Source organism: Aeoliella fuhlenseeensis (assembly GCF_052161615.1).
Lineage (GTDB): Bacteria > Planctomycetota > Planctomycetia > Pirellulales > Lacipirellulaceae > Aeoliella.
Genome location: NZ_CP197417.1, coordinates 5387528 through 5401527, shown reverse-complemented (window position 1 = coordinate 5401527; position 14000 = coordinate 5387528). Strand labels below are relative to the sequence as shown.

The 14000-nt window shown below is 55.7% G+C and carries 10 protein-coding genes; 1 reads left to right on the top strand and 9 read right to left on the bottom strand.

Features of this window, described 5'->3' with window-relative positions; all coding sequences use genetic code 11:
* Positions 1-73: 73 nt before the first annotated feature.
* From SH292x_RS21230 to SH292x_RS21190, 9 genes are all read right to left on the bottom strand, one after another.
* Entirely contained in the window at positions 74-658 is a 585-nt protein-coding gene (locus SH292x_RS21230) for a hypothetical protein (RefSeq protein ID WP_442483028.1), read from the bottom strand.
* Positions 655-1059 (bottom strand): hypothetical protein, encoded by a 405-nt coding sequence (locus SH292x_RS21225; RefSeq protein ID WP_442483027.1) that lies wholly within the window; start codon positions 1057-1059, stop codon positions 655-657. The genes SH292x_RS21230 and SH292x_RS21225 overlap by 4 nt, the downstream gene beginning before the upstream one ends.
* Positions 1025-1555, bottom strand: a complete 531-nt coding sequence (locus SH292x_RS21220; protein ID WP_442483026.1) for a prepilin-type N-terminal cleavage/methylation domain-containing protein — start codon at positions 1553-1555, stop codon at positions 1025-1027. Before SH292x_RS21220 ends, SH292x_RS21225 begins: the two co-directional genes overlap by 35 nt.
* A 2-nt stretch (positions 1556-1557) precedes the next feature.
* Positions 1558-1983: a type II secretion system major pseudopilin GspG gene (gspG, locus tag SH292x_RS21215; protein ID WP_442483025.1), complete on the bottom strand. Its 426-nt coding sequence runs from the start codon at positions 1981-1983 to the stop codon at positions 1558-1560.
* Entirely contained in the window at positions 1973-3172 is a 1200-nt protein-coding gene (locus SH292x_RS21210) for a type II secretion system F family protein (RefSeq protein WP_442483024.1), read from the bottom strand. Before SH292x_RS21210 ends, gspG begins: the two co-directional genes overlap by 11 nt.
* Positions 3173-3429: 257 nt before the next feature.
* Positions 3430-3981 carry a hypothetical protein gene (locus SH292x_RS21205; RefSeq protein WP_442483023.1) on the bottom strand — a complete coding sequence of 184 codons (552 nt, stop codon included), beginning with the start codon at positions 3979-3981 and terminating at the stop codon, positions 3430-3432.
* A gap of 52 nt (positions 3982-4033) precedes the next feature.
* Positions 4034-4522, bottom strand: a complete 489-nt coding sequence (locus SH292x_RS21200; protein ID WP_442483022.1) for a hypothetical protein — start codon at positions 4520-4522, stop codon at positions 4034-4036.
* A gap of 29 nt (positions 4523-4551) precedes the next feature.
* Positions 4552-10797, bottom strand: coding sequence for an RHS repeat-associated core domain-containing protein (locus SH292x_RS21195; RefSeq protein WP_442483021.1), 6246 nt, complete (start codon positions 10795-10797; stop codon positions 4552-4554).
* Positions 10798-11198: 401 nt separating this feature from the next.
* Positions 11199-12824 (bottom strand): hypothetical protein, encoded by a 1626-nt coding sequence (locus SH292x_RS21190; protein ID WP_442483020.1) that lies wholly within the window; start codon positions 12822-12824, stop codon positions 11199-11201.
* Positions 12825-13589: 765 nt separating this feature from the next.
* On the opposite strand from SH292x_RS21190, the gene SH292x_RS21185 reads away from it, so the two are divergent.
* On the top strand, positions 13590-13802 hold the full coding sequence (locus tag SH292x_RS21185; protein WP_442483019.1) for a hypothetical protein: 213 nt from the start codon (positions 13590-13592) through the stop codon (positions 13800-13802).
* The last annotated feature ends 198 nt before the right edge of the window (positions 13803-14000 follow it).

Below are 14000 nucleotides of genomic sequence, written 5' to 3'. Positions count from 1 at the left end.
CACGAATCCTCGGCGGCGTCCGGGTCGGCATTGGCGATGGCCTTGAAAAGTCATAGCTAGTCAACAGCCTAATTCAGTAGAGGACGAAGCTACGTAGATAAATAACGGAGTTGGCGTTGTCGGGATAGTCACCGTAGATTGCCACTTGCAAGCGTGATGGCAAGACGCCATCGGCAATCGGCATGATCGGTGTCGTATTCGACGGGTGCACTGTCGTTAGGGTACCAGGACCTATTTCCAGCCGACTTGCGCCCTGCACCATCAGCTCGGGCGCGGAAGGGGAAGACAGCCCATCGGCCGAATACTCTTGGCGGAACAGTAGAGTGTCCGATTTCACGTGTACTCCGTAGTAGTGAATCTCCACTGGTAACCAACTGCGTTGGCCCATCGCGTTTACGGAGCCAGCGTGCCCGACGAGGATCAATCTTCCACCCTGGCGTTTGAGCGTCCGGGCATGCCGCAGGTCTCGTTCGAGTTGCCGGGTGAGATGGTCGTGCCAGGGTGGAGATGACAGGGTAGCGTCGAGAATGCGCTCTTTCTTGGCCACTCCGGCGAGTATCCCTAACACGGCTACCATGAGTGCCGAAGCCAAGGTCGTAGCGGCGAGGACCTCCACGGAAGTGAAGGCAAGTCGGTAGTTGTAAGTCGCGTCTTTCACGGCAGACGCTCCAAAGGTACGGACCCTGTCGTTAGAAACTCCACTTGTGCGAGCGGAATGTCAGTTTCACCCATAGTGGGTCTCTTGTCGGAGACCACCAGTCGGACCGGTTGCATTCCAAGCGGCAGAAGTTTAGGGTCGGGTTTGGCTTCGAGCTTCCAGTAGAGAACCGGTTTTGTATTCAGCGAGCCCGAGGCGGCAGGTATTGCCATGGGAGTGACCATCGACCACTCACGAAGGAGCTGGTCCGCTGCGTTGATCGCCATTAGGCGCAACTCCGCTCGCTTCGTTTGCCGCGCGAGACGATCTTGCGCTGCGAGTACCAGGACGAGCAGCGTGGCCAAAATCGCGATGGCAGCCACCACTTCAAGGAGAGTGAGGGCTGTTCGATTTGAGGACACGGAACACCTCCTCTACTTCACGTGTATCTTGTAGGCTGACCGCTTGGCCGGAACCCCCAGCGAACAAAAGCCACTCGGCAGGCGTCGCAGCGGTGCTTAGCTGAACAGCGTAGGACTCACTCTCACCCCCAGGGCCCAAACGTACCGTTGCCAGCCCTGAGCTCTTTCGCTCTCGAAGCGAGAGAAACCGTTCAATTCTCACCGACTTTGGTAGTACGCAAGGTTGCCCCATCATCTCGCGATCGTCTCGGCATTCGATGGTCGATTTACGAAGATCGATTCTAAGTTCAAGTGGTGTGTGCTTTCTGGCCGCGAGGTGACGGCTCTGATCGTCGTAGCTCGCAAAACTCTTGAGGGCCGTCTTAAACTGCGCCCGCTGGTAACTGCCACCAGTTCGAGAGACGGCCATTGCTGCAATTAGCGCCAACAGCGCCAGAACCACCAGAAGCTCTAACAGCGTGAAACCTCGCCAGCGCTGGTAGCGTGGGACATGCACGGTTATCGGTCACCTAGCGACGAACTGACGATGTCGCCATCGGCACCATTGCCACCCTCTGTTCCGTCCGCTCCGTAGGATGCGACTTCGTAGGGAGGGCTGTTACCGGTTTCCAGGTAAGAATAGGGATTCTTCCACGGATCCGTCGGCAATCGTTCGAGGAGCGGTTCGGGGAATTTTTCGCTGGGCTCGGCTAAGACTTCGAGTCCCTCGTCGTTGCTGGGGTAGCGGTCGTATTCGAGGTAGTAGCTTTCGAGGGCTTGGCAGATTTTGGAGATTTCGGTGCGGGCGATGTTTTGTTTGCTGCGGATCATGTAGCTCCGTACTCCAATAGTTACGGTGCCGGCCAATAGGCCGATGATCACAATCACCACCATCAGTTCCACTAGCGAGAAACCGCGGCGCTCTTTTGAATGTTCAGAGTACATTGCCAGCCTCCAGGATCGGGAGCATTGTCGCGAACAGAATAAACCCAACCACTACTGCTAAGAGCACAATCAAGATCGGTTCTAGCACTGTCGCCAATCGCGTCGACAGGCTAGTCACTTGTCGATCGTAGTCGGTCGCTAGCCGCTTGAGCATCTCCTCAAGTTTACCCGACTGCTGGCCCACCGCAAACACTTGTACGACCGTAGGGGGAAAGACACCCTGGCGGTCCATTGCGTCGCCGATGTCGCTTCCAGTTTGGACCTGATCGCGTACCCGTTCAAAGGCGTGGCGAAGGACTTGATTCTTTACGGCACGGGCCGCGATGCCGACTGACTCTAAGAAGACGATACCGCTTTCCATCAACGTGGCAATGATGAGCGAGGCGCGGGCGAGCTCCTGCTTTTCTGCTAGTTTGCCGAAGATAGGTAAACGGAGCAGGACGCGGTGCCAGCGGAGGCGGCCCCAGGAGGTGCGTAAGATGAATACTAGTCCCACAAAAACCCCACCCAGAGTCATGGCGATGAGCATCCCATGTCCGCGGAGCAGATCGCTGACGCCCTTGAGGATTCTCGTGGGCCAGGGGATCGTCTGCCCCGCTTCCAAGAGATTATCTAGCAGCATTGGCACCACAAAGGTCATCAAGAACAGCGTCACCAGCAGGCTCATCCCCAATACAAACATGGGGTAAAACAGCGAGGTGAGCACTCGGTCTTTGAACTGGAGGTATCGTTCCCGGAACTCCGCCAGGTGGTCGAGCACTACGTCGAGAGTACCAGCACTCTCTCCCACCTCGACCATCTGGATAGTCAGGGGATCGAACACTTGCGGCTGCTCCCGCATCGCTTCCGCGAGGCTGCGGCCGGCGCTGACTCGGTCGCACACCAGAGCTAGGGCGTTGCCCATGCGGCCTCGTTGTTGCTTCGTCACAGTGCGGAGGGCATCGGAGAGCGGAATCGCGGCGCTAAGGAGTGTCGAGAGTTCTCGAACTATAGGAACGAGGCGTGCTTCGTAGCGGTTGGTGCCGCCCCAGATCCAATTAGTCGCAGTGCTGGAGGACTGGGAGCGAATCTCCTCAACGCGAAGGCCACGTGCCCTAAGTTGGTCCCGAGCTTGTCGGGCGGTATCGGCGGCAATCGAGCCGCGGACGAGCCCATCAGTACCAATCGCTTTGTAAGCAAACACTGCCACTGGCACTTACTCGGTGGCGAAAGTTAGTGGGGGTCGTAAGTCCAACTGAAGCCGACCTCTGTAACTAGAGGCGGCCTAATCTGTAGATATCTCACAGCGACGAGTTCCCCTGATCTATTTTAAACGTTGAGGAGGTGCCAAAGGTACCTCAACTCAGTTTCCTAATTCGCTCCGGTCAACGGCTTCCCTGCCATCAAGCGTTGTACCGCTATATCAGTACCACTATATCAGGGGCGGATTGGCTACCGCAGGCTTACTCAGAAATGCGTTAAAATCAATCTAAGAAAGGTCCCATCCGAATCAAATTCGATCTCGCATTTTCGTCCCCCCAATTTAAACGTGAATAGCGCGCCCTCGCCATCCGGTTCGACTTCCGAAGCTCCACCAAGTTCCCTTTGGCAATTGAGGGGGGTGAGGCCTAGCAGGTCAAGATCTTGGTAATTGGCATACGTTCGTCCCGAGAAGGTGGTGTACTGTTTTTCAATTCTGTCATAGCGGACCAGGTGCAAGCCCTCGACCGTTTGCGAGCTCTTGGATACTTCTAGGCACAGGCCGAGGCTAAAATAGCGAAACTCGATCCCATTTCTCCAGGGCTGATCGTGCACCGGACCAAGGAATGAAAAAAGTTGAATGGGGCTCCCCAACGAAATGGAGTTCAAGGTGCCGAGAACCACGTCAACATTCAGCATGCGGCCATCGTAAGGAGGCCACTCTTTCGTTGGATCGGACGTTCGCCGGAGAAAGTTGAACACTGCGGCTCCATCGGAATTTCTAACGCTTTTGTTTTCGAGGCTTTCAAAGATCGTCACGAGAGTCAAAAGGCTGTGCAGGCTGTTCACTTACCTCAATCTCACAGCTCATTCAACCGGTGCCCCGGCGTGGCCACCATTGGTAGATCGAGATCCCCGCGAAGGCGGCCGCGCTCATGATCCACCAAATATGCCACATCAACATTTCAAGCCAAATCTGAGGCAGGGTGGTGTGTCGGGAGCTCAATTTCACAAGGTGGTGACTTCCGTAAGCAAGATCGTGTTCATTCAACTTGGGAGAATAAAGCACCCGGTAATCGTAACTATTGAGCTTACCTGTTTTAAGCTGGAGTAATACGGATTCAGGGATGTCTAGTTGACAAGTATCGGCTGCCACTTCGGCACCATTTATTATTCCGCTGATTGACGTGATTGTCTCATTACGGTGCTTTCCAACCTTCCTCTCCCAGGCCCGGGTGATTCGATAATCGACTTCCGAATAGCTGTCGCGATTCTCCGCATAAACCCACTTGGCGATATGCTCGTTGCCTTTCAAGCCGATAGCGATAGGGAAGGTCACCACAAAGCAGAGAATGGCCACTACTTCAGGAGCATCACGCGCTGCGGTTATTAATCTTGGCAACATGGTCCTTTGGCCGGCCCTAACTCAACGTACACAAAATCGAGCGAAATACCCACTTGAAGCGAAGCCCCAGCACTACCGATCCAACCGTATCCCATCGTACCGTTGATCTTCGAGAGATAATCATCGTCCGGACCAAGGGGGCCAGACGCTGACCCATAGATACCAAATCCAAGCCCCGCTTGGCCTCTTATAAACCAGTTGCCAGAACCCCGCCAGCCGGCTTTGGGACACCCATCTGTTGAACCTTCGACGAGACCGACCGAGGGCGAGGAAAAGCCTTTATCTTGGCAGCCAGCCAGGGCGCTTGGATAGTTCTTTATCTTGACCTTTTGACCTTTCTTGCAAGGGTGGTCTACCCACTGATTTCGACCTCCAACCGGAGTCTTATTTCTCTTGTGGTAACGACGTTGGTCACCGATAGATTTGCCAATTTCAAAGTATCCCTCACCAGAGATGCCGATCTGCAGGAAACCTTTATAGTTGGTGCCATCGCAGCATTCGCCGAGACTCACCTGCAGGCACACTTGGAACTGGAAGGAATACACTCCTCCTATCGGGATGGTGACTCCATAGCAGCCGCTTCCGCTGGATCCATACTTTTTGACAATGTCGTCTATGCTTGCCAGACCAGAAGGGTCCAGTCCATTGGGAGCAAAGTAGGCGGCGTACAAATTCATTCCATCTTGGTACTCAATCGGATCCCGATTGATAAATCTACCAAGCTGCGCGTGGTAGTACCGATGTCGGTATTGGTACAACCCCGTCTCTGGATCGAGTCTCCTTCCGGTATAAAGATATTCGTTCCCGATGTCACTCGATTCGTCGCCATCCTGCTCCCAGGCGGTTAAAGGGGAATCGACCGTGTCGGCCTCCCCATTGAGAATAGTAACCTCCCCGTACGGGCTGTACGTGTACCGCTCGCCCACCCCATCCGTCCCCGAGTTTTCGTAAAGGGCGGCAGTGACATTGAAGTTGGCGTCGTGGGTGAGGTAGGCCCTATTTCCATAGTTGTCGTAGCTCACCGCTAACGAATCGATGTACTCGGGATGCCACACGTACTGCTTGTTGGCAGTGCTAGCCGTCCCCACGCGTTCCTCCAGGCACTGCCATTGCTCGTTGTAGTAGAAATGCACGGCAGTCGAGGCAGTGCTTGCGGGCAATCCGGGGTAGCGGATGATCCTACGGTGAAGACCGTCGTAACGGTTGGTTTGTCGAACCGTACTTCCCTCTTTAAGTTCCACTAGCCGATTCCACGCGTCGTACGTCGCCGTGTAACCGTTCGCCAAGTCCCGTGGTTTGGGGATCGTGGTCATATTTCCCGCCGCATCGTGGGCGGGAGTCGCCATCGCCGTCGAAGCCGTCAGTTCGTTCACCTGGTTGTGCGTACGTGTATCGAGCAGCGTCCCGCTACTGGTCGTACCGTTGCGGAGCTTCGCCCAGTTGCCAAGCTGATCGAGTTCCCAGTACCGATCTTTGGCACTCGTCGATTCGTTGTTCGACTGGAGCCGCTGGAGGCCATCGTAAGTGTACTCTTGGTTTAACGCTGCCCGCAGAACGTTATCTCGCGTTAATCGGTTGCCGGCGAAGTCGTACGTGTAGGAGAACTGGTCACGCATCACGTTGTCATCGTAATCCCACCACTCTTTACGGGTTTGCCGACCAAAGCGGTCCAGACCGTTGTAGACGTTCGTCCCTGCGCTCTCCAGATTGTAAAGTCTTGATTCTACGTCGAACTCCGTGTAATCCGTTTTTACCATTCGGCTGGTTCCGCTGTACTGGTAGGCGACCAGCTCGGTATCGGGTGTACCGTTCCCGTCGTCCTCAATCAACGTGGCGATGCGGGATAGCCGATCGTTGACTGTATCGTTCGATCCGTAGGTCATATGAATCTTACGAGCCGTGGTGGGATAAGTGACGAGAGTCTGGCGAAGCCCATTGGTGAGAATGTCCCCGCTGTCGGTTTCGTCGTAGGAATACCCAACGCTGGGCTCTCCCCCGCCGACTGCACCACCGTGGTCCTGCTCCGTCCGTCGAACGAGTCCAATGTCGTTACTCCCGCCTCCGCCAGCCGTGTTGTAATTGTACTTGACCTCATTACGGACCGCGCCAGTGCCGTTGCTATTCTCCCATGAAGTGACATGAGTGACCCGCCCAAGGCTGTCGTAGGTCTTTCCAATTGCCTTCACGTGCCCATCAACGGTTCCAGGTATCGAGGTCGCACCCTCGCGAATCACTCGTCGGCCTGCGTCGTAGGCATACGACATCTCTATGTCCAACTGGTCTTTTCGCTTCGAAATGGATCCATCGACGTTATACTGCACCCGCACTTGATCCGCGGCAGTCGCCCAAGTGGTCTGGGGCGTGCGGGTGCTGGCTTCGGGATAGATGGTACATGTTACCAGGGAAGCATCGTACGGATCGGTGTAAAAATAGTCCGTGACCTGATCGACGTTGGCGCTAGGGCCGTTATTGTACGCCGTGAGTTTAGTTGGCTGCCCCAAACCGTTGTAAACAAAGCCCGTGGTGCGATTTACACCCGCCGCAACGGTGCCAATGCTGCTGGTGGGATCGTACCCCGACTGCCAATTCTCTACCTCAAACGTCTGACGCCCTAGATCGTCGTAAAACGATTTCGTAGTGTTCGTTGTCGAGCTAGCTTGCCAAGTTTTGACTGTGTCTCGCTGACCGTTGGCTGCTTCATAGCCGAACTTCGTCAACAATGCGTAACTGGTGCTGACGCTTGGCTCAGCTGTGTATTCAGGCGGTGCAGTAGATTGCCAGTAATCAGGACTACTAGTACCGTCGCCCGAGCCGTAATCTGCGATCGTCCTCAACCGATCCGCTTCGTCGAACCAGTAATACTCCGTTGCACGAACGCCATCGACCAACTGCCCAGGTGTGTCACCGAATGCTAGGCCGTTACTGTCGTCGTGATTGACTTCCAACGAATGCTGCTCGGTCACATTGGTCACGGCAACCGGAGTATCAGTATTATCCCAGTACTCCAAGTGTTGCATCTCAATCACTTCACTACTGCCGCTGGTGTGATTCAAGAATTGTGGCTGTGGCACCGGTGCGCGGTAGTTAAAACCTCCGCTCCAATACTTGGTGACGTTCAATTCCTTGACCGTACGCTGCTGGTACTGGCGACCGGCACCGTCATAGGCGTATTCTTGGTGGGCCCCATACGAATTGCCGGTTGCTACGAGGTTACCGCGACGATCGTAGTAGTTGTTGATCTCGACATGATTCGCCCCTTCGACGCCAGGAAATTGCTCGATGCGATAGACCCGCCCCAATTTGTCGTAGTAGGTCTTGGCAAGGTTGTTGCGATTCGTGGGGGTGCTCGTTACGAACGCCGCATAGTTGGTGGGCCAAGCCGGTGCGCTGGTGTAGACGGCGGTCGCCGTAGTGCGTCCCAGCCAATCAATATCTTGCACCTTATACGGTCCAAACGGGGTGGTCCCATTGTTTTGCAGTACACCACGGACATGTCCGCGGAAAGTATACTGCGGGATGGAATCGATGTAGTCGTTAGTCCCAGTGCCGAAGTACGACTTAATGCTGGTGAGCCGGCCGTCCCCAATTCCCCCGCTGTCATAGATCATTGTCGAAGTTCTAGCCCAGCCGTTGAAGTTGCTTGGCAACGCAGGCTGTGATCCATCGATCGTCGTGAGATCGTCGTAGTCAGTGGGCGCTGCAGTGGCCACACCCCAGCGCGTCTCTGTCACGCGGCCTCTGGCATCGTAAAGTTGGGCCGACACCTGATAACGATTGGTATCTACGTAGGCGCTAGTAGCACCGCGCCTCCCCATAGCATCGTAGAGGAAACTTGTCTCGTAGTAGTTGGTGCCGAGCGACGTGCCGCTTAGTTTGTGGTAATTTCGAGTGCTGGTTAACTGACCGTTGACAGGGTTGTAGTGGTAGGTGGTAAGAGACACCTTACCGCTGGTTGGAAGCGTACCGGTACTGCTTGCCACCGAGGACGGGTCTACTGCGTAGGACTCCAGCACGATGCCGGCGTCGGTAGTTCGCGTCACTTGCACGGGAAGTTCGTCCGCACTTCCGTCGTACGGGAATCGAGCCATTCCATTCGCGAAGTACTTCGTTACATGGACGGCCCCGCCCGGCTCGATCGTCTTCGTGACGCGGCCTTCTACGTCGTACTCCGTCTGGGAGGTCAAGTTCATCGCCGTGGGTAGAGTCGTACCGCGTGTAAAATCGTAGCCCGTCCCACTGGGTACAGCACCCGCCCAAGCGACGCGAACTCCGCTACCGGTGCTCCCCACTTCTGCCGGAAGCGTGCCGGTATTTATATCGGTGATCACAAGAGCCTGCTTACGCGTATTGGGATGATGACTGTAGTAAGTCACGTAGCCATCACCGTCCTTGTACCAGCGGAGATTTCCCTGTTCGTCAAAGTATTCGTACGTGACGGTCGAGGAGGTTGGCCCGTTCTGGGTGTCGACGCTGGCCAGCGTGGTCTTACGCACCTTGATCTGGGTATCGTTCGCGTCATGGAAATAATAGGCATAGGATGCTGTATTAATTCGCGATGAATCGGTTCGCGAGGTTATGTTTGCCACTGGGAAAATGTACTGTGCCGTTGGCAGCCACTTAGGTTGTCCAGAGGTTCCATTCCCCCAATCGATTGCGTCGACGTAGTAGCGGTTGTTCGAACCGGCGCCTTGGCGAACCCGAGTGCCAGTGGGATAGCCATCTGCGTTGTATTCGAGGTAGTAGACGACTCCCGCGGAGCCATCGACGGTGTTGGTGTTATTGGCTCCACCGTTGCCGGTAGGATTGAGGAAGTTACGGAGTTCACTGTCTGTATCGACAAGTGTATGGGCCGAGGGCATTCGGCTCTCTACGACCCGAAAGGACGCGTTCAGAATCTTCGACTGGCACCACATCTTACCGGGAATAGTGGCCGCCTCGCGGATAGCAACCCCTCGAAAGTTCATTCCCCAGATGTGACGGATAACTTCGTTTCCTTGAGAATCTTCCGTATCTTCGATGGTGATCTGGATGACCTCGTTGGGATCGATATTGCTGGCAACTGCTCCGTCATTAAGGTTGAGGTAAAAGAAGCTACGAGTAATTCCCGTCGCTGAACCACCACAACCTCCACACCCACCGTTGACTGTCTCGGTTCGCACCATCCCCGTTTGTGCCGTTGCATCGTACTCCGGTCGATCTTGGGCTCCGTACTTGGTATTCAGATTCTCGTTGGCTCCACCATCCCACGGTGTGGGCGCGGCGGTGGTATTGAGGTTACTTGTGTAGTAGGTATACGACCGACTTGCGAAATCCTTAATTTCGATGGGTGTACCTCCACTGATCACGTCGGTAGAGTCGCCAGCGGCAAGAATTTCCGGCAGGGAATTGTACGCCGAATTGCCGGCGTTTAGGATTCGCTCGACTGCGGCTGCGTCATAGACCGCCTTGACTTGATGAGCCTTGCCATTGGAAGAACCGCTGACAGGATAGTAGCGGTACTGGGTAACCCGGATCATGGGGTTGCCTGCCGAGTCGTAGCGTATGTCCTTGACCTGAACTAAGTCTCCCTCGGATCCTAAGTCAGCCGAGTGTAAGTCCGAGTCGAAATAGGTGTACTCGACCTTTATCACATCGCTTGATCCGTCGCTAACCGTGATGCTCGTAAGATAATCGGACGTATAGACGTAATCGACTTGCCAGTTTTGAGGGGCCGCGGTGTACGCCGTTGTCACGTGGCCTGACCCATCGTAAATGAACCGGTCACCATGCAGTATGCTGGGGAAGTCTCGCTTACGTCGCTCGTAGAGAAGTGCCCGCGAGCTGGCGAACTCGTCGAAGATATAGATGTCGCCAGTATCAAGATTCGTGAGAACGTACACATACTGTGCAGACGCCCCGCCGAAGCTGCGGTCTTCGTAGACGTTACCCACCTCTAACTTTTCGAGAGTCGCGTTGAAGTCCGCAGGAGCAGACCATGTTTCGTTGGTCGGGTGTTTCTTGAAAACACGGACCGTTGACGCGGTCGTCTTGAGGGTGATGGTGCCATCCAACGCTTTGTGGAGCGCAAGCCCTGCGTCGGTGCTCGACCATTTAGGGCCCATGATGGGAGACTCGCCTAACTGACCTCCTTGGATACTGCTATCGTAGCTGATCTGGTGGACAAACTTGCCGAGCGGCGTGGCGACCGAGAACGCACCGCTGCGCTCCGTCTGAGCGCCACGCGATGGCATGACATTCCCCGAATTCTGACTAATTGACTCAGAACCGTAGGCAGCCCCGGACTGAGGAATACCTTCACTTTTAGGACAGGTTGGACATTCCAGCGGGTCAAAACACTGCGTAGGAGGTTCCTGCACAGGTGGCTTAGGCGGCTCTTGGTAAGGGGGCGAATTAGACCCCCCTGGGGGCGGCCCGGTAGATGCGGCAGCTTCCTGCATCACGGCGAGTGGTAGAGCGAGCCAAACTGCGAGAAATACTTTTATGCCCGTTGAGAACCCAATGCGAATACGACGATTCGCAAGAGTGGCGAGACAACGGCGAGCGAGTGAAGTTGCGAAAGTCATTGCGGATTTCGAGCCAGTAGAAGGGCCTGCGATGTCTAAATGAATCAAATAAAGAACTCTTGCTTGAACTACTCAGCCACTGCGGGCTTGCCGTCCATAGCATCGAGCGTCTGCTGAAGCGAAGCTGCTTGGGTGTCATCACCACGCTTCAACGCATCTTCAAGGCGGGTTGCAACTTCTGCCCGTTGCTTCCTGGTTTCCGCCTTGCGAGCGCTGTCCATCTCGCGAAGAGCGCGGCGCTGCATGGAGGCAAGCTCTCTGGGCCATTTCGGCCACACGTTAAGGTGGGGCTGCATAAGGCTGTCGGCTTGTTCCCAGCGGCGCGTGACAGTGAGCCGAGCCGCCCGTTCACGGGCAACTCTCGCCTGCATTCGTGGGTCTTTGGTAACGAGAGATGCTTCTTCAAGCCATTGAATGCCAGCACTGGGGCGCCCGGGCTCTTTGAGGTGTCGCTCGGCGGGACTTTCGCGAATCTCTTCGGCCATGGCGCGGGCGATCAGCCAGTTGACGCGTGTGTCGCCTGAGACAGTTTCATCAGCAAGTTTGGCTTCTAGGAATTCGATCCACTCCAGAATTCGACCTCGCTCTAGATAGCCGAAGGCAAGTAGGTAAGCGACCGGGAGAACGCATTCGCCGTCTTCCCGCACCAGGTAGTCTGACTGGAGCCACTGGAACGACTTTGGATGCTGCCACAGGATGGAGATGCACGCACGGCGGAATAGGGCGCGATTGCCATCATAGAAATCCTGAACATTAGTAGCGAATTCGGCTTTTCGGCCTCCGTTCATTTGCATCCAAGAACCTAAAATGTCTAGCGCCGCGCTTTCTGCTCCAGGCTGCAGTCGGTCATGCAGTCGCATGATGGTCTTGAGTCTCGCGTGCCGGTAAGACTCTGGATGCTCCAAGAGCTTGTTGGCAAGCGCCATTCGCTGAGGAGTTGAGAGGGCGAGTAAACAATCCTGGTTGCGATAGTGCTCCAGTCCCAAGGGATGCAGGTGCCTAATCTTCGCAGGGGATCGAGGGGGTTCTGTGGATGCCGTCGCCTCCACCCCGACAGCCTGTGTCTCTACGGGAGGTGGAGGGGGCAGGAACGCCGCATCCTCAATAAGCTTCTCGTAGATTCGTTGCTTAACTTGGTCGTACGGCTCGCCAACAAGATTTGGAGTCTCACGCGCAAGAATCTGGTCAATATTCTTGACGGTTGTCACTTCCGTGTGTTCGGTGGCATCGGTCTCGACCCAGCGAACGGTGCAACGTACTCCCGGCGTAGCTTCTCGGGGAACGGTCCAGAGTGCCTCAGGGACAATCTGGCGAGCAAACCCTGGCCCCTTCCAGTAGAGTTGACCAACGCCCATCCGCAGCGAGCCGAGCGCTGCGGTGTTGCGGAGCGTGACCCGCACCTCTGCGACCTGCCCTGCGGGAAGTGTGATCGCTTGGCGAGAGGCAGCCCACTTGGTGGGCTCGGCTGACACCACCTGCGTGCCGTTTACGAAGACTTTCATTTCCTGGCTGTCGTGCGCGTCTCCCGCGGAAGTGCTCATCTCCAGCGGTGTTATGTCAAACACATACTCGCCCGCATTTGGTATTTGCAGCTGCCCCACCCACTCCACTTCCATTATGCATGCTCGACCGATCCTAGGTCGGAGGCCACTGCCGAATAAAAAGGTCAGCTGATCGAGCGTCAGCTCCTGCACCCCATGCACACGCACCCAGTTAGCCACTAGCTCGCGCTGGAGCTTCGTACTCTCATAAGGGTTGTCCTCGGGCTTGATAGTTCGACGGATGAACGATTGCAGCCCGTCAAATGACATGCTCTCCACGAATGGGGTCGAAGCGGCCAACTTGGCCTCGATCTCCAGGACCTGCGGGCTGGGAACGAAATCCCTACCCTTAATAAGGAGGCTATAAAGTTTATCGTGAGTCCAGTAAGGGAGCGCACTCGTACCCGTGATATACCGCTGAACCGACTGTCCAAACTCTTCCCGAGGCACCACCGTGCTAGCCCATCGAAGCATTTCTATCCCCGCGGCTGGGGAATCGGTGAAGTCCACCTGACCTGCCCTTAGCCGTCGTGCTCCCTCTCGAGCTGCTGCCAATTCGAAGTTCGCTTGCTGCTCCGCAGGCCACTTATCAACGACGTCGACCGTACCTCGGACCAATTTGGCAAACCCTCCCGACGACAATTCCGGCCATTGAGCTTGAGTGGCCACAACTACTTCATCGATCCGCTCGGGCGGTACGGTACCCCCCGCCCAATCGAGGAGCTGGCGAATGTCGGCTACTGAGCCCGACTGAAGTAGGTCGACGCTCAGAGCCCGCCGAATAGCTTCTGCATTGGAGGCTTCGTCGTAGATGGATTCTTGAAGTGAGCCCCAGGACCTCTTGGTATAACCGGCGTTTTGTACATCCTGAATAAACTCCCGGGTCGTCATCTGACTCCAGGTAGCTTGCCGAGCTGTATGGATTTCAAAGAGACGCTGGCCGCCAAGGACGCTGCTTGCCCAACCGCACAACTGCTTGGCCGAATCAGCGTCCTGTGGTGGAACTCCGGCTTCCACACGGCGGGCGGCTTCAACACCGACGCTCTGGTGAAATTCGAGCTTTTGTTGCGGTGTCCAGTCGGCGTAACTTTGCGTTACGACCTCGACCGAATGGACGAACTCCGCCCCTGACATTCCGCCCCATTTCGCGCGAACAGCCAGGGGATCCCCGGGAGCGGGAGGATTGGTTTGCCCCAAAGCACTTGCCGCTAGCAGCAGCGTCGTACAGAAAACTGCCGCGTGCTCCAAAAAAGCCCGAGAGCGCATAGTCGTATCCTAGAGAAACAGGACCCCATAGATGAAGAAAAGTCGCCCCCGAGGCGTTGTCCC